Origin of the sequence: Erythrobacter sp. Dej080120_24, assembly GCF_036322605.1 — a bacterium.
GTDB classification, from domain to species: Bacteria; Pseudomonadota; Alphaproteobacteria; order Sphingomonadales; family Sphingomonadaceae; genus Erythrobacter; species Erythrobacter aurantius.
On the sequence record NZ_AP027262.1, the window covers coordinates 75,758 to 93,626 of the forward strand.

Below are 17,869 nucleotides of genomic sequence, written 5' to 3' on the forward strand. Positions count from 1 at the left end.
ATCTGAGCCATGTCCATTGCCTCGCCTCTTTCCGACTCTCTCGTCACCGTGTTCGGCGGTGGCGGCTTTATAGGCAATTACGTTGCTCAGGCGCTGCTCGCGCGCGGCGCGCGGGTGCGCATTGCCTGCCGCAATCCCGAAAAGGCATGGCCGCTGAAGCCGCTTGCCAATCTCGGCCAGTTGCAGTTCGCACGCTGCGACATCACCCGTGAAGACAGCCTCAAGGCCGCGCTCCACGGGGCTGACTATGTCGTCAACCTTGTCGGGGCATTCGACGGCGACCTTGGCGAAGTCATGGGCGAGGCACCGGGCCGGATGGCCGCCATCGCCAAGGCCGGCGGCGCCAAGGGTTTTGTCCATGTCAGCGCGATCGGCGCCGATGCGTCGTCCCCCACCGCCTATGCCAGCAGCAAGGCCAAGGGCGAAGAGAACGTCCTCGCCGCCTTCCCGGAGGCGACCGTGCTGCGCCCGTCGATCGTGTTCGGGCAGGATGACGGCTTCATCAACATGTTCGCCGGGCTGATCGAGCTGATGCCGGTGCTGCCGGTGTTCGGGCCTGAGGCGAAGCTGCAGCTGGTCTATGTCGACGACGTGGCCGAAGCGATCGCCGTCGCTCTGGAGAACCCTGCGCAGCATGGCGGGCGCACCTACGAACTGGGCGGGCCGGAGCAGCTTTCGATGATGGAGATCAACGAGCGCATCGCCGCAGCCCAGGGCCGCAAGCGCCGCTTCATCGCCATGCCCGACGGGCTTTCGGGCCTGTTCGCCAGCCTTCCCGGTACGCCGATGAGCCGCGACCAGTGGACGCTGCTGCAACCCGGCAGCACCGTCAGCGAAGGCGCGCCTGGCTTTGCCGATCTGGGGATCGAGCCGCGCCCGCTGGGCCAGTTCCTCGACAAGTGGATGACCCGCTATCGCAGCTTTGGCCGGTTCGGCCTGTCGAACGAGCGCAGCAAGGTCCGCGAAAGCGCCGGCTGATTCGCCGCAGTGGCCCATGCGTTCCCAACAGCGTGGAACACATGGAACACTGTCCTGAAGAAAAAGCCGCGCCAGTGTCACCTTTCGGCCAGAAAGTGTCACCCCTGCATGAGAAAGTGTCACTTTAGCGGGTGAAGTGTCACCCATGCGCGCGAAAGCGTCACTCTTTGGCCATGCAAACTGTCGCCTTACAGGCGCAAGAGTGTCACCCGGATGGGCGCAACCTGCCCACAAAATGTGAGGCGCAAGATCGGCCAAATCGGATCGAACAGTTTCCATCCGCCGGACCAAGCCAGATTTTGCCCGAGTAGGAAAACGCCCGGCGCCGGGGCCTGACTTTGGGCCAGATGCTATTCGGCGAACATCTCGCGCAGCGGGAGGTAATCGACCGGGGGCTGGTTTTCGCGGGTCCGGTCGTTGATGATCTGCGGGCCAGGATCATTGCCCGGTGAAAACGGAGCGTGGACCGCCACCCGCGCGCCCTGGAACAGATCGCTGTCATCGGCGCGTGACACCAGCAGTCGGCCAGTCTCGATCGAGAAGCGGAAGCATTGCGCCCCGCGCACGCATCCGAAATCGGAATGGCGGGTCTTTGGTTCGGACATGTAACGCGGCCAGACCGCAACCTCGCTGGCTTCAAGCGGTTGCGAGGCATCCACCGGGAAGGCAATGAACCCTACACGGCTGTCGCTCTTGCGCGGCAGCATCACGATCCGCGTATCGCCATTGTAGAAATGGGCGAAATCATCGGGCGCGCTTGCCTGCCGGTAATAGGCGGCGATGCGCGGCTCGACATACAGATCAAGCCCGGCGCGTTCGCGGGTCGTGGTATCGATCAGCATCCAGCCCTTGCCCGCTTCTGACCAGCGCAGGGCATAGCCGTTGTTCGCCAGCCCGCTTGAAACGGCGAAATGCGACATGAACCGGCGGGCATCCTGCGCGGCTTGCTCGGGCGTCAGTTCAATCTGTTGCATCTGTGCCGCCACCGCCTGTTCCAGCGCGCCCTGCGGGGCGTTGGCGGTCAATTGCCGCAAGTGGTTGAGCAAAGCCGCCGCCACCCGCTTTTGCAGGTCGGTCGCGCTTTCCTCGAAAACAGGCAGGCCTTTTTGCAAATGCGCGACCGCGCTCACCATCACATCGACCTTGACCCGGCCAAGCAGCCTCGGCGCTTCTTCGCAAGGCGCCCAGATCGCAGCGGATTTCGCTTCGGCGGCGATCGGCGCCGAAACCGCCTCGATCCGCTCAAAATAGGCCTGAGGCCCCATTTCGCCGATGTCGCTGTTGGCGATGGCTGGAATGCGCATCATCGCACCCAGGGCGAGATCGTTGAGCGTGCTGCGTTCACCAAAGTTCAGATTGGGACAGCGATTATCGATCTCGCGCATCACCACAAACCCGCGATAGGCGCTGGCTTCGGGCGGCAGATCCGACAATTGCGGCTGTGCCTGCGATGGCGCGGCAAAAATGGCACCACCAAGGGCGAGTGCCCCGAACACCATCTTCAATCGGCCCAACATGCCCCTCCCCAAATGTGCATTGACGAGGGCCAGCATAGGCGGCTGGTTGACCAAGCAGCTTGTAAGGACGCGACGCGGGCTAACGGTTTGACCCGCGTCGCCGCGTCCGAAACCTACAAATTCTCCCGGTAAAGCTTCAGCAGGTCGGCATAGGCCTGTTCCGCAGCCGCTTCGGCATAGGCCGGGCTGTCGGGCACGGTCCAGCCGTGATCGCCGTCATAGACATCGACATTGGCGGGCCGTGCAGCGCGGCCTGCGGCTTCGGCAAAGCGCAATTTCGCCTCGGGGTTTTCGGCGTGATCGTCGCGGGCGATGGCGATCAGATAGCTTGCGCTCGCCTGATCGAGCATGTTGTGCGGGCTCTTGGGATCGTCGGCGCGCACCAGCCCGCCGCCGTGGAAACTGGCCGCCGCCTTGATCCGGGCGGGAACCGCTGCCGAGCTCCAGACGGTGAAGGGGCCGCCCATGCAATAGCCCTGCGTCCCGATGCCGCGCGCCGTATCGACCGCATCCTGTTGATCGAGCCAGGCCACCGCAGCCGCCGCATCGCGTCCCACCGCATCGGCATCCAGCTTGCCGCGCCACGGGCGCACGCTCTGGAACCCGCCATCGGCAATGAACGCGGCGAAATCGGCAAACTGTTCACCCGCGACATCGCGGTAATAGGGGTTCACGACGAGAACGGCATACCCCTGCCCCGCCAGCCGCCGCGCCATGTTGCGCTTGCTTTCGCGGATGGAGGCGATGTCGGGCCAGAAGATCACACCGGGATGCGCACCGTCAGCGGGGTGGACGAAAAACGCGTCCATCGTGCCGTCGGCGGTGTCAAAGCTGACCATGCTTTCAACCAGATCGCGCGCGACATTGTCCGCCGCATAATCATCGCCGCCTTCCATCGGGGCACAAGCCATTACGGTTGCCGCGCTGGCCAGAACTCCAAAATCACGGCGGCTGACAACACCTGCCGCCCACTGCTTCAGTTTCGCCTCATCACACATGATGTTCTCCCGAATTGTCAGCCATATCGCGGCTTCTTCACCATCAAGACGCTTGGTTATGGACAAGCGTTCCCGGCAAAGGCAACATGCCTACCGACGGGTCAGAGAACCCGATGGGAGAGAAGAATGAACAAGGCATATCTTGCCGCGCCGCTGCTTGCGCTGGCGGCACTGGGCGCATGGGGTTGCAGCGAATTGATGGGCGATGGGGCGGGCGAAGGCATTACCGCCGCCATGCTGGTCGGCGCGGACGGGGACAGCGCCAACTGGATCAGCCACGGGCGCACCTATTCCGAACAGCGCTTCTCTCCGCTTGACCAGATCAATGCCGAAAACGTCGGCGAGCTTGGCCTTGCATGGTTTGCCGACATGGACACCGCGCGCGGGCAGGAAGCGACTCCGCTGGTGCTGGATGGCAAGCTGTACCTCACCACCGCATGGAGCAAGGTGAAGGCATTCGACGCCGCCACGGGCGCAAAGCTGTGGGAATACGATCCCAAGGTTCCGGGGGAAACCGCGGTCAAGGCGTGCTGTGATGTCGTCAATCGCGGGCTTGCCACATGGGGTAATTCGCTGTTCCTCGGCACGCTTGACGGGCGGCTGGTCTCGCTGGATCGAGACACCGGCGAAGTGCAGTGGGAAAAGGTCACCGTCGACCAGACCAGGAGCTACACCGTCACCGGCGCGCCGCGCGTGATCGATGGCAAGGTGATCATCGGCAATGGCGGGGCGGAATTCGGCGTGCGCGGCTATGTCGCGGCCTATTCGGCGGAGGACGGAGAGGAGCTGTGGCGCTTCTACACCGTACCCGATGGCGATTCATCGGATGATCCGGAATATCTGCAAAAAGCGGCCGACACGTGGTTTGGCGATGTGCTGGGCAGCGACAACGGCATCGGTGGGGGCGGCACTGTGTGGGATTCGATGGCCTACGACCCGGATCTCAACCTGCTGTACATCGGGGTGGGCAATGGATCCCCATGGAACCGAGCCTATCGCTCTCCGGGTGAGGATGGCACGGGCGAAGGGGACAATCTCTACCTTTCGAGCATCGTCGCGCTGAACCCGGATACGGGCGAATATGCGTGGCATTACCAGACCACTCCGGGAGAGACCTGGGACTACACCGCGACGCAGCACATCATCCTTGCCGATATGGAGATCGACGGGGAGGAGCGGCAGGTGCTGATGCAGGCTCCAAAGAACGGTTTCTTCTACGTGATCGACCGGGCGACCGGGGAACTGATTTCGGGCAAGCCCTATATCCCGATCAACTGGGCAACCGGGCTGGATGAAAACGGTCGCCCGATCGAAAATCCCGAAACCCGCGTCGACAAGACGGGCAAGCCCGCGCTGGTGCTGCCGGGGCCGCTGGGCGGTCACAACTGGCATCCGATGGCGTTCCATCCGGGCGAAGGGCTGGTCTATATCCCGGCGTTCGAAGCCGCGACCGTCTACGCCCCCGAAGCCGACTGGAAGCCCGACAGGGCGCGCGGCTTCAACGTCGGATACAATCTGGGCGCGGGCGACCTGCCGCCGGACATGGGCTTCCGCCGCGAAGTATACGGCACGGTCAAGGGGAAGCTGGTGGCGTGGGACCCGGTCAAGCAGGAGGCACGCTGGACGGTTGAATTCCCCGGCCCGTGGAACGGTGGGCTGCTGGCGACCGGAGGGGGCCTTGTGTTCCAGGGCAATTCGTCGAGCGAGTTTGCGGCCTATGCGGCGGGCTCGGGCGAGAAGCTGTGGAGCTTTGCCGCGCAGACCGGGATCGTCGCTCCCCCTGTCACCTACACCGTCGATGGCGAACAATATGTCGCGGTGCTGGCCGGATGGGGCGGCGCCTATGCGATCACCGCCGATGGCGGGCTGATCAACGATGCCGGGCCGGTGCGCAATGTATCGCGCCTGATGGTGTTCAAGCTGGGCGGGACGGCGGCTCTGCCCGAAGAGAAGCCGCTGGTGGCGCTCCCGTTAGACCCGCCGCCCAGCCGCGCCTCAGCCGAGACGATCGCGCTCGGCGCCACCAAATACGCCCGCTATTGTGCGGTCTGCCATGCGCCCGGCGCTGTCGGATCGACCGTGCTGCCCGACCTTCGCCGCTCAGGCACGCTGGGCAATGCGGAAAGCTGGCAGGCGGTGGTGCATGACGGCATCCTCAAGGACAACGGCATGGTCTCGTTCAAGGACTCGCTGAGCAAGGACGAGATCGACGCGATCCGCGCTTATGTGATCCAGCGCGCCAACGAGGACAAGGCGATCGAGGGACCAGGCAAAGTCGCAAGGCGGTAAACCTTGCTGAAAGACAACAGGCCCGTTCATCGGGGCTAAAACCCTTCATGGATACCCTCTGGGTCAGGCGATCAGGGGGTATCCATGAAACACATCGGCACAATCACCGCTTTCGCGCTGGCGAGCGCATTCGGCATGGCGACACCCGCCGCCGCACAAAGCCTTTCCTCGGGCGATTACGAACAATGTTCGGTCTATGATCGGGACGGCGATTTCGCCGGTTACGACAGCGTGTGCCTTGAGCGCAAACGCACCCAGCTTGCCCGGCTGCGCGAACGGCAATCGCGCTATTCACCGCCCGCCAGCGCGACGCCCCCGGCCTATTCCTTTGGCCTGTGCCCTTACAGCGCGAACCTTGGCGGAGGATATCTGACGACCTATTGGACCAACGGGCAGATCCCGCCGTTTTCCAGCGCCTACACCGCTCCGGTCAATGGCGTGCCCTGCGTGCCCAATCGGGTGCAGATCCTGCGCGGGGTGAACTAGCCGCGGAAGACGACCGTCTTCTGGCCGTTCATCAGCACCCGTTCCTGCACGAAAAGCCGCACCGCTTCGGCCAGCACGCGGCGTTCGATATCCCGGCCCTTGCGCACCAGATCATCGGCGCTGTCGGTGTGGGTGATGCGTTCGACATCCTGATGGATGATCGGCCCTTCATCGAGATCGGCGGTGACGAAATGCGCCGTCGCGCCGATGATCTTGACCCCGCGATCATGCGCCTGGTGGTATGGCCGCGCGCCCTTGAAACCGGGCAGGAAGCTGTGGTGGATGTTGATGCAGCGCCCGGCGAAATGCGCGCTCTGTTCGTCAGAGAATATCTGCATGTAACGCGCCAGCACCACCAGTTCCGCCTGCTTTTCGTCCGCCAGCGCGCGGAAGCGAGCCTCCGCCTCGGGCTTGGTATCCGGGGTCACGGGGATGTGGTGGAACGGGATATCGCCGATATCGATATGGATCGCGGCTTCGCGCGGGTGATTCGACACGATCGCCACCGGATCGATGTTCAATTCCCCCGTGCGCCAGCGATAAAGCAGATCGACAAGGCAATGATCAAACTTGCTGACAAGGATGATGGTGCGGCGCGGACGGTTTTCCGCCGCCATCTTCCAGTTCATGTCGAAAGTGGTCGCCAGCTTCGAAAAGCGGGTGCGCAGCGCCTCGGTCGAGGTGCCGGTCGGATCGAAGGCCACGCGCATGAAGAACCGGTCGGACCCCGGATCGCGGAACTGCTGCGCGTCGAGGATGTTGCACCCGCGCTCGAACAGGAAAGCGGTGACGCGCGCGGTGATTCCCGGCTGGTCCGCGCAATCGAGCGTCAGGATCAAGGGATCGCTCATCGGCCTGCCACCGTCAGGCTGGAGAACACGGTGATGTAATCCGCACGCGCATCATTCGGTGCAGGAACACCCCACACCACCGCATAGAGCATCGCATCCTCGCCGGGAGCCTCCACCCGGATGACGCCGTCGGCGCTGGTGGTGAATGTCTTCACCTCGCCCTTTGCATCCAGCGGAGCCGCGCTCAACATCGCCCCGCCCAGCGGCTCGCCGCGCCAGAACACCTGAAGATCGAGCGGCGCGCCCTCATCCAGCGCGAAAGGATTTTGCAGCGGTCGGATTTCGAGGATCTGGCCGATGGTCTGCGTGACGTTGGGGGTGATCTTGTCGCCCACCTGCACCAGCGTCTTGGCCCGGCGCATGTAGATTTCGGTGCCGTTCTTCGACCCCGCGCCCGTCGCCACGCGGTGCGCCGCTATCGCCTTCAATCCTTCGTGTTCGACATAGCGATCAAACCGTTCGGCCTCGAGATCGGAAAAGCTCGGATTGCTTTCAAAGGCGATGATGTAGCTGCCGGGACTGCGCGGGCGAAGCTGTGCGCCGCCCTTCTCCCCCGGAGCGGTGATGCGCAAGGCGCGCTGCTGGTCGGTCGCACCATCGGGTCCGTGCAGCCTGAATGCCGCGACCCGTTCCCAATAGACAGCCCAGTCCCCGGCTTCACCGGCATCGCCGATCCGGAAATCGACCCGGACTTCCTCGCCAGCGTCAATCGTGTGATCGGCGGGCTCCAGCCAGAACGAATGCGCCGCTGCCGCGGTCGACATGCCGAGCGCCAGCGCGGCAAGGGTGGTGCGGATCATCGGCCCTTACCTTCTCGACAGCGCGGCTTCGCATTCCTGCATCAACTGCACCATGATGTCGGCAACCGGCTCTTCCTTGGTCACCATGCCGACCGACTGGCCCGCCATCAGCGATCCGTTCTCGACGTCGCCGTCGATCACTGCACGGCGCAGCGCGCCAGCCCAGAAATGTTCGATCTGCAATTGTGCCTCAAGCATGTCGACCGCGCCGTCATCCAGCAGCTTGGCGACTTCGATCTGCTTGCGGGTGAATTCCTCTGTGCCCTTGTTCCGCAACGCGCGCACCGGGATCACCGGCAGGCGCGGATCGACCTGCACGCTGGTTTCGGCGTCGCGTGCCTTGGCGCGGAAAAACGCCTTCTTGAAATCAGGGTGGGCGATGCTTTCACTGGCGCAGGCAAAGCGCGTGCCCAACTGCACCCCGCACGCCCCCATTTCGAGATAGCCCGCAATCGCTTCGCCCCGGCCGATCCCGCCAGCGACAAAGACGACGTGATCCTTGCTCAGTTCGGGCAAGAATTCCTGCGCCAGAACGCTGGTCGCCACCGGGCCGATATGGCCGCCTGCTTCCATCCCTTCGATCACCAGAGCATCACCGCCCGAACGCAGCAGCTTCTTCGCCAGCGCCAGCGTGGGGGCGAACACGATCACCTTGGCACCGAACGCCTTGATCGCTTCGACGCTGCCCTTGGGCGGAATGCCCCCGGCCAGCACGACGTGGCCGACACCGTGCTTCTTGCAGACCTCGATCAGGTCGAACAGTTGCGGGTGCATGGTGATGAGGTTCACGCCAAACGGCTTGTCCGTCAGCGCGCACGTCGCTGCGATTTCGCCATCGAGCAGTTCCGGGGTCATCGCCCCGCAGGCGATCACGCCAAAGCCGCCCGCGTTCGAAATCGCGGAAACGAGATTGCGTTCGGATACCCAGCTCATCGCGCCACACAGGATCGCGTGCTCGCAGCCAAGGAAATCGGTGCCGCGCTGCATCAGGGCCGCGCTCTTGGGAAAGTCGGTCATAGGAAAACGCGGTTAGTCGCGCCCCTGCGAAAGATCAATCAGTCGCGATAGGCAATGCGCACAAGGCGGGCTGCTTCCCTGGCGTATTCGCGCGCGTCGTCGGGATTCTGACCCCGTGCCAGCGCCACGCCCATGCGGCGATAGGGGCGCGTGGTCGGCTTGCTGAAGATGCGCACGTCAACCTCCGGTGACACCGCCAGCGCATCGGCCAGCCCTTCGAAAGCGAAGTCGGCGCTGTCGCGTTCGGCGAGGATCACGGCCGAAGCGCCGCAGAGCGCCGCCTGATCGCCGAACACCGGCAGTCCCAGAATCGCGCGGGCGTGCAAGTCGAATTGCGACCTGTCTTGTGACGCCATCGTCACCATGCCAGTATCGTGCGGGCGCGGGGAAAGTTCGGAGAAGATCACCTCGTCCCCCTTCACGAAGAATTCGACCCCGTAGATGCCCCAGCCTCTGCCATTGCCCTTCAGCGCCTCGACCACCTTCGCCGCCATTTCGCGGGCCTTGGCCAAGGCGGCTTCGGACATGGGCGCAGGCTGCCAGCTTTCCTGATAATCGCCGCGTTCCTGACGGTGGCCGATGGGCGGGCAGAAATTGATCCCGCCCCGGTGATGGATTGTCAGCAGGGTGATTTCATAATCGAAATCGATGAACTGTTCGACGATCACCCGCGCCCGGTCGCCGCGCATGTTGGCCACCGCGTAATCCCATGCCGCCTGAAGTCCTACGGCATCATCGACCTTGCTCTGGCCCTTGCCCGAAGACGACATCACCGGCTTGATCACGCAGGGAAAGCCCGTGTGCGCGGCAGCGGCTTCGACCTGCTCGAAATTCTCGGCATAACGGTAACGCGAGGTGACAAGGCCCAGTTCACCCGCCGCCAGATCGCGGATCGCATCGCGGTTCATGGTCAATTGCGCGGCACGGGCGGAGGGCACGACATTGAACCCTTCGGCTTCCAGATCGGCCAGCACTTCGGTGCGGATCGCCTCGATCTCGGGCACGATGAAGTCGGGTTGGTGCTTCAGCACGGTCGCGCGCAAGGCTTCGCCGTCGAGCATCGGGAAAACCTCGGCCGCGTCCGCCAGCTGCATCGCAGGTGCATTGGCATAGGCATCGCAGGCGATGACCCGCGCGCCCAGCCGCTTGGCCGAAATGGTGAATTCGCGGCCCAGTTCGCCCGAGCCAAGCAGCAGAATCGTTGCAATATGTGACATGCGCAAGGGACTAGCCGCTGCGGTGGCCTGCGCCAACCGCGATGGCATTTGCGGCGCTACCGCCTTGATCGCAGCAGCGCCTCCTCGATCGCGCGGATGATGCCCGAAGGTTCGGCGGTGGGTCGCGCCGGGCGATCGCTCACCCCGATCCGCATCCCGCCCCCGGCGCGTGCCATGACCAGCCCCAGCTCCGCCTGCCGCAGGGTCCAGTCGACCGAGCGTTCAACCCGCGCCAGCCCGGCGCTGGCGGTGAGTTCGGGCGGGCGGGTGGAGGACGTGCTGGTGAGGCCGGTGAACGTCTCAAGCACATCCTGCGCCCAGCGCCGTGCCTGCCGCATCGACATGCCCGGCAGGATCACCGCAAACCGCTCCGCATCGATCTGCGCCAGTTCCTGCCCGGTGCAGACCATGGTGCGAAGATACCGGGCAAAGCCCCACTGGATTTCGTCGGTGGCGCGCTGGCCATATTGCATGAATATGGCGCGCAGCCGATCCAGCGCGAACACCGCCAGCGCCCGTTCCTCTCCGCATTCCAGAGCGCGCTCAAGGCTCGCGCACAGCGCATGGCGATTGGCGAGGCCGGTGAGCGGATCGGTCAGCGAACGAGCGCTGATTTCGCTTTGCAGCGCGTGTTTCTGCTGGACCGAGCGCAACAGGCCGATGGCCGCGGTTTCCGGATCATTGCCGTCGTCGATCGGCTTAAGACTGAACGCGTACCAGCGCAGGCATTCAAGCGGATCGGCGTCGCAATCGTGCTGGTCCTCAGTCCAGCAGATGCGGACCGGGAATTCGATCCATCCATCCACCGCCTCCCCCGCCAGAACGGCGCGGGCATGGCGCTCGACATCGGCGCCGTGCCCCGGAACCGCCAGATCGGAAATATGCGGCTTCAGCAGCAGCGCGGACAGGTCCACGCCGAGTTCAGCCGAATTTTCCGATGCGCGAAGAATGAAACCCGCCCGGTCTAGCCGGACCACGATGTCTCCCGAAGATTCTTCGATGAGACCGTGCAAAGCGCGACCTTCGGCCGCGCTGAAGTGCATTTCCATTGCCGATTGCCCCCGGCGATTGACGAACCATCACGCCAATTCGAACTTCATGTCGGCAAGCAATCAACTAACTTTGCCCTGCTTGATAATATAAGAAGATCTATTGATCCTCAGCACTATCCAATATTCTATTTAGTTTTGTAAACTTACCCATATAAAAAACGAATCAACGTTGATTTTCGTTTACCATATTTCCGGTATATTCAGAGGCTGGAAAAGAGTTTTTGCAGTTTGTCGATCAGATTTCGATCATGATCCGCACATTCTTGGGCTGGATGCCGTAAGCACTCGCAATACGGTTGCGGCAATCGTCCACGACGAGAGAGCCCTCGTCGCCTGATCCTGCATCGACGAGCACATCCTCATCGACGCCCAGCGCCTTCGCAATCGCGCCCAGGCGTTCGGGAATCGGCCGCGCCTTGCCCTTTTCCCAGGCCCAGACGGTAGGCTTGCTCACGCCGAGTTGGGCAGCGACCTGCGCCAGCGTCAGCCCGCGCTCGCGCCGCAGGCGGTTGAGCCGGACGCCCAGCGCATCGCCTGCACCGATGGCAAGCGCATTTTCCTTCTTCCGGCTCACGGCTTCAGGCGCCTGCCCGCGCAATTGCGCCGCTGCCAGCGCCGCCTCGCCCAAAGCCTGCTGGAACGCGCAGCCGAACAGATGGCCGCTTTCCCACACGATCTCCGCGCCGACCGGCCCCACTTCCGGCAGATCGACCGCCAGCACCTCGCCCACGTCGAGCGGCAGTTCGGTTTCGATCAGCAGGCCGGCAAGCGAGATGTTGTGAATCGTGACATTGGCCTCGATCCCCTCGGGCAAAGTGCCGCTGGTTTCGAGCCGCAGGGCGCGGCGCGGATGGCGCCTTGCATCAATTGCGGGTGCGGCAGAAACTGCGGGTTTGTCCAGGTGGGCTTTCAGCGCCATTGTCGAGCGACTCCTTTATGCAGCCGCCAGATTTTGACCCCGAAAGTTAAGATGGAGTTAGCGCCGGCCCTATAACACGGTGAGCCGAGGCAGGCCGATCTCAGTCCGTCGCGTCGAGCCCATAGGCCGTGTGCAGCACGCGCACCGCCAGCTCGGTTTCGTCCTCGTCGATCATCACGCTGACCTTGATTTCGGAGGTGCTGATCGCCTGGATGTTGATGCCGCGATCGGACAGCGCGCGGAACATGGTGCTGGCGACGCCCGCGTGGCTTTTCATGCCGACACCGACGACGCTGATCTTGGCGATCTTGCTGTCGGTGATGATCCGGTTGAAACCGATTTCGCCGCGGCGATCCTCCAGCAACGCCTGCGCGCGCGCCAGATCGGCCTGCGGCACGGTGAAGGTCACGTCGGTCTCGCCCTTGTCGCGGCCCACGTTCTGAATGATCATGTCGACATTGATCGATGCCTCGGCCAGCGGTTCGAAGATATGCGCCACCGCGCCCGGCTTGTCAGGAACGCGTGTGAGGATCACTTTCGCCTCGTTCTTGTCATGCGCGATGCCGGTTACAAGCTGGCGTTCCATCAGGCCCTTCTCCACCAATTCGTCCATTTCTTCATCCGACACGATCAGTGTGCCGGGCAATTCGTCTGCCGCAACCGCGTCGTCGCCGACAAAGCTCGAGAGCACCTGGATACGCACCCCTTCCTTCATCGCGAGGCCGACGCTGCGGGTCTGGAGCACCTTGGCCCCGACGCTCGCGAGTTCGAGCATTTCCTCGTAAGTCACCGCTTTCAATTTGCGTGCCTTGGCAACGATGCGCGGATCGGTGGTGTAGACCCCGTCGACATCGGTGTAGATGTCGCAGCGATCCGCCTTCACCGCCGCAGCGACGGCCACCGCCGAAGTGTCCGAACCGCCGCGGCCCAGCGTCGTGACCCGGCCATCCTCGGAAATTCCCTGAAATCCGGGCACCACGGCGATCTCGCCCGCTTCCATCGCCGCCACCATTTCAGGCGCGTCAATCGATTCGATCCGCGCCTTGGCATGCGCCTCAATCGTCTTGACCGGGATCTGCCAGCCCAGCCAGCTGCGCGCCTTGCAACCCAGCGATTGCAGCGTCAGCGCCAGCAGCCCGCTTGTCACCTGTTCGCCACTGGCGACGACCACGTCGTATTCCGCCGGATCGTACAGCGCATTGGCTTCGCGGCAGAAATTGACGAGGCGATCGGTTTCACCCGCCATCGCGCTGACAACCACGGCGACTTCATTGTCGCCCGCCGCCTGTTTGCGCACGATGTTGGCGACACGGCGAATACGCTCGGTCCCCGCCATCGAGGTGCCGCCGAACTTCATCACGATACGTTGCCCGCCCTTGGCCAAGGTACGAATACTCCCGCTCGATAGGTTACGCTGGTCTGCGTTTCAGGGCGCTGCTAACGAGGCCGCATGGGAAACGCAAACGTCTCAAATGTAACCATCCGTCCGGAGGAAGCGCAATTCTTCGCCGAACTGGCCAAGGATTGGTGGAACCCGAACGGCAAGATGGCCAGCCTGCATCAGGTAAACCCGGTGAGGATGCAGTTCATCCGCGAGGCGATCGACGCGCATTTCGGCACCGATCCGCGCGCGACCCGGCCGCTTTCGGGCAAGTCGGCGCTGGATATCGGCTGCGGCGCGGGGCTGGTATGCGAACCCTTGGCGCGGCTGGGTGCGGATGTGACGGGTGTGGACGCGGCGGCGCAGAATGTCGCGGCGGCTGCGGCTCATGCAGAGGGCGCGGGGCTGGATATCCGCTATATGGCGGGGGAAGTCGCCAGCCTTGATATCGGCACCTTCGATCTGGTCACCGCGCTCGAAGTGATCGAGCATGTGGCGGATCAGCCCGCATTCCTGCGCGATGTCGCAGCGCGGCTTGCACCGGGCGGTTTGCTGGTGATGTCCACCCCCAATCGCACCGCCGCCAGCCGCCTGCTGCTGGTGGGCGCGGCAGAGGCGGTGGGTTACGTGCCCAAGGGAACGCACCACTGGGATGATTTCATCGCACCCGAAGACCTCGAAGACCTGCTCGAAGCGGTGGGCCTCGAAGTGATCGAGCGGCGAGGGATCGCGTGGCGACCTGGCAAGGGACTGCATTTGTCGCGCGACGAATCGCTCAACTACATTCTGAGCGCGCGCAAGGAAGCCTAGGGCCGCGTCTGCTCTAGCAGCGCCTCCAGTTCCTTCACATTGTCGACGAAGAAACCGTCCGCGCCGCTGGCGATCGCCGCGCGCCACAGCATTTCGTATTTTCCGTTATCCGAAACCCCGCCTTCGCCTTGCAAACCGGCCGGTAGAAAGCCGTTTTCCTTGCGCAGCGTCCACGGGTGCACCTTCAACCCGGCGGCATGGGCATCCGCCACCAGCGAAGTCGGCTGCATGGTTGCAGGGTCGAGCAGATAGGTGAGGCCCGGCCCGATCCCGTCGGCGTATGTGGCGATTTCAGCGAGGCCCGCCGGGCTGACCATGTCGGCATAGCGCATGTCGGGTTCGTCCAACGGGCCGCCTTCGGGGTGGATCAGCTGCACCAGCTTGAAATCGCTGCGCTGGTTCAGACGCCGCAACGTGCCGACCTCGAAACACTGGATGAAGATCGGATCGCCGGCCTCTATGCCGAGATTGCGCAGTTCGCGCAGCAGCAGGTCGACCATATCGATCCCTTCGGCTTCCAGCATGAAGGTCGGATGCTTGAGTTCAGGGTAAAGGCCGATGCGCCGCCCGGTCTGCGCTTCCTTGGTGCGCACCAGTTGGACGATCTCGGCAAAGGTCGGAATCTGATAGAGGCCGTTGTAGCCGGTGTTGGCGGGGCGGATATTGCCGACCCGCTCGCGCACCCGCAGCGTGCGCAATTCGGCAAGGGTGAAATCCTCGGCAAACCACCCGGCGACCCTTTGCCCGTCGATCATCTTTTCGCGGCGCAAATGTTCGAATTCTTCGCGGCTCGCGACATCGGTGGTGTCCGACAATTCGTTTTCGTGGCGTGCAACCAGTTGCAAATCCTTGGTCACGACCAGATCGGGTTCGACATAATCCGCGCCCTGATCGATCGCGAGTTCATAGGCGGCCAGCGTGTGTTCGGGGCGGTCCCCGCTTGCGCCGCGATGGGCGATTACCAAAGGTCCGTCCTGCGCCATGGCCGAAGTCTCCATCCCGATCCCCGATGCCAGACCGGCGAACGCCGCAAGCAACAGGGTGGCTTTCAATTCAAACATCCAATGCTCCCATGGCGCGCAGCGCCGCGTCGTAACGTGCCGTTCCTGAACCGGAGATGCGAACAAACGGCACCTTGGCATCGATCAGCACCTGCTCGGTTATCCTTGCAAAACGATGACGCTCTTCAGGCTCGCTGAAGAAGCGCGTGCCGTCATCGACCCACGGCAAATCGGGTTCGAGCAGCAGGTAAAGGTCGGCCTTTTGCGCCTGCATCAATTCCTCAGGCCGCTCCCCCAGCAACATTTCGCACCAGGCCGCCGTCATCAGCGCATCGGTGTCGAGCAGCAGGCGCGTCCCGGCCCAGCGTTCCGCCGCGCTGGCCATCGCTTGCTGTGCGCGCCCGATCAGCAAGAGATCGTCCAGCGTCAACGCCTCGCGGTGCACCTCGCAATGGCTGCGCCCGTATTCGCCGACAGCTATCAGGCCCAGTTGCTGCGATAGCTGGCTGGCGAGCGTCGATTTGCCTGTGCTTTCAGCGCCGTGGAGGCAGATGCGCTTGCGATAATGGGCGCGGACGGGTTCGGGCAGCATAGGCCAATGCGCCGCCGGATCGGCACGCACCGCGCTGCCCGAAAGACCCGAAAGCGCATCGTCCATCGCCAGAATGCGGCCGCCAAGCGGCACGAAGAAACCGCCCGCCTCCTGCGCCAGCCGCGCGCCATAATCCTCGCCCGCGAACAGATAGTCGATCGGTTCGGGATGAGCCGCGGCGACAATGCCGCGCCAGATCGGCCAGAAATCAGGGCTGTCACCGGGCGCCTGCGGCACCACTTCGCCATGACCCAGCACCCGGCAATCGGGAAACAGCTCGCGCATCCACGCCAGCCGCTGCTCCCCCGCGATCGGATCGTCGGGCAGCCAGCACACCAGCACCGTCAGTTCATCCACCAGTTCGCGCGCCGCTTCGATCAGGGCGATGTGCCCGGCGTGAGGCGGCATGAATTTGCCCAGCAGGAAGCCGCGCCTGGTCATGCGTTCTCGGGCTCGATCCGCGCTGCGCGCACCCATTGGATCAGCCCCAGCGTCGCCAGCACCAGAAAGGCGCAATAAAGCCCGGCTGTCAGATGCAGATCGCGTTCGATATAGAGCCAGATCGCGCCCACATCGATGGCGACCCACAGCACCCAGTTTTCGACCCGCCGGATCGACAGCAAGATTTGCGCCACCACGCTGGCCCCGGCAATCGCCGCATCGGCATAGGGCAAGGCGGCATCGGTGAAGCTGGCCATCAGCCAGCCGATAGCGCCGGTCGCCACCGCGACGCAGGCCAGCGCGCCGATCCGCGAGGGCCAGCCCATCCATCGCACCGCCACAGCATGATCCAGCCCGCCGGCCTTCGCCCACAGATACCAGCCCCAGCCCTGAACCACGAAGAAGAACACCTGAAGCAGGGATTCGGCGTAAAGCCGCGCTTCCCAGAAGATGAAGAGGTACACCGTCACCATCGCCATCCCGAACGGATAGTTCCAGATGCTGCGCCGCACGAGCAGGCCGACATTGGCAAGCCCGAGGCAGACGGCGATGATTTCAAGCGTGTTCACTGATCGTCGCCTAGCCGAGCGCCGCGGCCCATTCCGCTTCCTTGAAACCCACAAGGATGCCGCCTGAATATTCGACGATGGGGCGTTTGATCATCGAAGGGTTATCGGCGAGCAGGGCAACCGCAGCCTTGCTGTCATCGGCTGCCGCCTTGTCCTCTTCCGAAAGCTTGCGGAAAGTCGTCCCGCGCTTGTTCAAGACCACGTCGACGCCTTTTGCCGCGATCCAGCCGGACAGCTTCGCGGCGTCTGCGCCTTCCTTCTTGTAGTCGTGGAAGGTGTATTCGATGCCCTGCGCGTCAAGCCAAATGCGCGCCTTCTTCACCGTGTCGCAATTGGGGATGCCATAAACATGGATCGTCATTTTCGCTCCTTAACGTGACTTGGGCGCCAGATGCGCGTCGGCAATCGCCACCGCCAGCGCGTCGGCGGCGTCGGTTCCGGCAAGTGACACGCCGGGGAGCAACACCTTCACCATCGCGGCGACCTGTTGTTTGTCCGCTCCGCCAGTGCCGACAACGGCTTTCTTCACCAGCCGCGCGGCGTGTTCGTTCACTGTCAGACCCGCCGCGCCGCAAGCGGCCAGCACGCTGCCGCGCGCCTGAGCCAGCTTCAGAGTCGATTGCGGGTTTTCGTTGACGAACACTTCCTCGCAAGCGGCGCGATCAGGGCTGTGATCGGCAATGACCTTGGCAATCCCGGCGTGCAGAAGTGCCAGCCGGTCTGCCATCGGTGCCTTGGCACTGGTGGCAATCTGACCGTTGGCAATGTGCGACAGGCGCGAACCTTCTGCGCGGATCACGCCCCAGCCGGTGCAGGACAGCGAAGGATCAAGGCCGAGGATCAGCATGCGAAAACTACAATCCGATCCGCCAGCCCACGCGCCATGCCGCCGCGAGCAGAAAAGCCGCGCCGAGCGCGATGGCAAAGGCCCATTCGCGCTTCCTCAGCCTT

General features: G+C 63.5%; 18 protein-coding genes. 4 read left to right on the plus strand and 14 right to left on the minus strand.

The features are described 5' to 3' along the window. Window positions 1-9: 9 nt before the first annotated feature. Window positions 10-978 (plus strand): complex I NDUFA9 subunit family protein, encoded by a 969-nt coding sequence (locus AABA34_RS00380; protein ID WP_338303454.1) that lies wholly within the window; start codon window positions 10-12, stop codon window positions 976-978. A gap of 350 nt (window positions 979-1,328) precedes the next feature. On the opposite strand, the gene AABA34_RS00385 is transcribed toward AABA34_RS00380, so the two are convergent. After that, entirely contained in the window at window positions 1,329-2,495 is a 1,167-nt protein-coding gene (locus tag AABA34_RS00385) for a hypothetical protein (protein ID WP_338303455.1), read from the minus strand. 113 nt (window positions 2,496-2,608) lie between these two features. Continuing rightward, on the minus strand, window positions 2,609-3,493 hold the full coding sequence (locus AABA34_RS00390; RefSeq protein WP_338304761.1) for a dienelactone hydrolase family protein: 885 nt from the start codon (window positions 3,491-3,493) through the stop codon (window positions 2,609-2,611). A gap of 126 nt (window positions 3,494-3,619) precedes the next feature. Here AABA34_RS00390 and AABA34_RS00395 point away from each other — a divergent pair, with 126 nt between their 5' ends. After that, window positions 3,620-5,782: a PQQ-dependent dehydrogenase, methanol/ethanol family gene (locus AABA34_RS00395; RefSeq protein WP_445083746.1), complete on the plus strand. Its 2,163-nt coding sequence runs from the start codon at window positions 3,620-3,622 to the stop codon at window positions 5,780-5,782. Between the two features lie 84 nt (window positions 5,783-5,866). After that, entirely contained in the window at window positions 5,867-6,268 is a 402-nt protein-coding gene (locus tag AABA34_RS00400; protein WP_034955567.1) for a hypothetical protein, read from the plus strand. On the opposite strand, the gene purU is transcribed toward AABA34_RS00400, so the two are convergent. From purU to AABA34_RS00435, 7 genes are all read right to left on the minus strand, one after another. Further along, the gene (gene purU, locus AABA34_RS00405; RefSeq protein ID WP_034955569.1) at window positions 6,265-7,119 is read right to left on the minus strand and encodes a formyltetrahydrofolate deformylase; all 855 of its coding nucleotides are present in this window, start codon (window positions 7,117-7,119) and stop codon (window positions 6,265-6,267) included. The two genes, AABA34_RS00400 and purU, sit on opposite strands and share 4 nt — an antisense overlap. Then, window positions 7,116-7,919, minus strand: a complete 804-nt coding sequence (locus AABA34_RS00410; RefSeq protein ID WP_034955571.1) for a DUF4198 domain-containing protein — start codon at window positions 7,917-7,919, stop codon at window positions 7,116-7,118. Before AABA34_RS00410 ends, purU begins: the two co-directional genes overlap by 4 nt. A 6-nt stretch (window positions 7,920-7,925) precedes the next feature. After that, entirely contained in the window at window positions 7,926-8,936 is a 1,011-nt protein-coding gene (locus tag AABA34_RS00415; RefSeq protein WP_034955573.1) for an NAD(P)H-dependent flavin oxidoreductase, read from the minus strand. Between the two features lie 38 nt (window positions 8,937-8,974). Continuing rightward, window positions 8,975-10,153, minus strand: a complete 1,179-nt coding sequence (purT, locus tag AABA34_RS00420) for a formate-dependent phosphoribosylglycinamide formyltransferase (protein WP_338303456.1) — start codon at window positions 10,151-10,153, stop codon at window positions 8,975-8,977. A 56-nt stretch (window positions 10,154-10,209) separates the two neighbouring features. Next, complete coding sequence (locus AABA34_RS00425) at window positions 10,210-11,202, minus strand: sensor domain-containing diguanylate cyclase (RefSeq protein WP_338303457.1); 993 nt, start codon at window positions 11,200-11,202, stop codon at window positions 10,210-10,212. A gap of 238 nt (window positions 11,203-11,440) precedes the next feature. Next, the gene (locus tag AABA34_RS00430; protein WP_338303458.1) at window positions 11,441-12,124 is read right to left on the minus strand and encodes a helix-turn-helix domain-containing protein; all 684 of its coding nucleotides are present in this window, start codon (window positions 12,122-12,124) and stop codon (window positions 11,441-11,443) included. Between the two features lie 100 nt (window positions 12,125-12,224). Next, on the minus strand, window positions 12,225-13,481 hold the full coding sequence (locus AABA34_RS00435; protein ID WP_338304763.1) for an aspartate kinase: 1,257 nt from the start codon (window positions 13,479-13,481) through the stop codon (window positions 12,225-12,227). A 93-nt stretch (window positions 13,482-13,574) separates the two neighbouring features. Here AABA34_RS00435 and ubiG point away from each other — a divergent pair, with 93 nt between their 5' ends. After that, complete coding sequence (ubiG, locus tag AABA34_RS00440; protein WP_338303459.1) at window positions 13,575-14,315, plus strand: bifunctional 2-polyprenyl-6-hydroxyphenol methylase/3-demethylubiquinol 3-O-methyltransferase UbiG; 741 nt, start codon at window positions 13,575-13,577, stop codon at window positions 14,313-14,315. Here the strand turns inward: ubiG and AABA34_RS00445 are convergent. From AABA34_RS00445 to ruvC, 5 genes are read right to left on the minus strand one after another with little or no spacing between them, the layout of a single operon-like run. Beyond that, a complete protein-coding gene (locus tag AABA34_RS00445) occupies window positions 14,312-15,313 on the minus strand; it encodes a glycerophosphodiester phosphodiesterase family protein (protein ID WP_338304764.1) in 1,002 nt (333 codons plus the stop codon). The two genes, ubiG and AABA34_RS00445, sit on opposite strands and share 4 nt — an antisense overlap. A 55-nt stretch (window positions 15,314-15,368) precedes the next feature. Beyond that, entirely contained in the window at window positions 15,369-16,349 is a 981-nt protein-coding gene (locus tag AABA34_RS00450; protein ID WP_034955916.1) for an AAA family ATPase, read from the minus strand. Further along, entirely contained in the window at window positions 16,346-16,918 is a 573-nt protein-coding gene (gene pnuC, locus AABA34_RS00455) for a nicotinamide riboside transporter PnuC (protein WP_034955585.1), read from the minus strand. Before pnuC ends, AABA34_RS00450 begins: the two co-directional genes overlap by 4 nt. 10 nt (window positions 16,919-16,928) lie before the next feature. Further along, on the minus strand, window positions 16,929-17,279 hold the full coding sequence (locus AABA34_RS00460) for an ArsC family reductase (RefSeq protein WP_034955587.1): 351 nt from the start codon (window positions 17,277-17,279) through the stop codon (window positions 16,929-16,931). A 9-nt stretch (window positions 17,280-17,288) separates the two neighbouring features. Further along, window positions 17,289-17,765, minus strand: coding sequence for a crossover junction endodeoxyribonuclease RuvC (ruvC, locus tag AABA34_RS00465; RefSeq protein WP_034955589.1), 477 nt, complete (start codon window positions 17,763-17,765; stop codon window positions 17,289-17,291). Window positions 17,766-17,869: the final 104 nt, after the last annotated feature.

Excerpts from the sequence above, each read along its gene's own strand:
- AABA34_RS00380 (WP_338303454.1), top strand. The coding sequence starts at position 10 with ATGTCCATTGCCTCGCCTCTTTCCGACTCTCTCGTCACCGTGTTCGGC.
- AABA34_RS00385 (WP_338303455.1), bottom strand. The coding sequence starts at position 2,495 with ATGTTGGGCCGATTGAAGATGGTGTTCGGGGCACTCGCCCTTGGTGGT.
- AABA34_RS00390 (WP_338304761.1), bottom strand. The coding sequence starts at position 3,493 with ATGTGTGATGAGGCGAAACTGAAGCAGTGGGCGGCAGGTGTTGTCAGC.
- AABA34_RS00395 (WP_445083746.1), top strand. The coding sequence starts at position 3,620 with ATGAACAAGGCATATCTTGCCGCGCCGCTGCTTGCGCTGGCGGCACTG.
- AABA34_RS00400 (WP_034955567.1), top strand. The coding sequence starts at position 5,867 with ATGAAACACATCGGCACAATCACCGCTTTCGCGCTGGCGAGCGCATTC.
- purU (WP_034955569.1), bottom strand. The coding sequence starts at position 7,119 with ATGAGCGATCCCTTGATCCTGACGCTCGATTGCGCGGACCAGCCGGGA.
- AABA34_RS00410 (WP_034955571.1), bottom strand. The coding sequence starts at position 7,919 with ATGATCCGCACCACCCTTGCCGCGCTGGCGCTCGGCATGTCGACCGCG.
- AABA34_RS00415 (WP_034955573.1), bottom strand. The coding sequence starts at position 8,936 with ATGACCGACTTTCCCAAGAGCGCGGCCCTGATGCAGCGCGGCACCGAT.
- purT (WP_338303456.1), bottom strand. The coding sequence starts at position 10,153 with ATGTCACATATTGCAACGATTCTGCTGCTTGGCTCGGGCGAACTGGGC.
- AABA34_RS00425 (WP_338303457.1), bottom strand. The coding sequence starts at position 11,202 with ATGGAAATGCACTTCAGCGCGGCCGAAGGTCGCGCTTTGCACGGTCTC.
- AABA34_RS00430 (WP_338303458.1), bottom strand. The coding sequence starts at position 12,124 with ATGGCGCTGAAAGCCCACCTGGACAAACCCGCAGTTTCTGCCGCACCC.
- AABA34_RS00435 (WP_338304763.1), bottom strand. The coding sequence starts at position 13,481 with ATGAAGTTCGGCGGCACCTCGATGGCGGGGACCGAGCGTATTCGCCGT.
- ubiG (WP_338303459.1), top strand. The coding sequence starts at position 13,575 with ATGGGAAACGCAAACGTCTCAAATGTAACCATCCGTCCGGAGGAAGCG.
- AABA34_RS00445 (WP_338304764.1), bottom strand. The coding sequence starts at position 15,313 with ATGGAGACTTCGGCCATGGCGCAGGACGGACCTTTGGTAATCGCCCAT.
- AABA34_RS00450 (WP_034955916.1), bottom strand. The coding sequence starts at position 16,349 with ATGACCAGGCGCGGCTTCCTGCTGGGCAAATTCATGCCGCCTCACGCC.
- AABA34_RS00460 (WP_034955587.1), bottom strand. The coding sequence starts at position 17,279 with ATGACGATCCATGTTTATGGCATCCCCAATTGCGACACGGTGAAGAAG.
- ruvC (WP_034955589.1), bottom strand. The coding sequence starts at position 17,765 with ATGCTGATCCTCGGCCTTGATCCTTCGCTGTCCTGCACCGGCTGGGGC.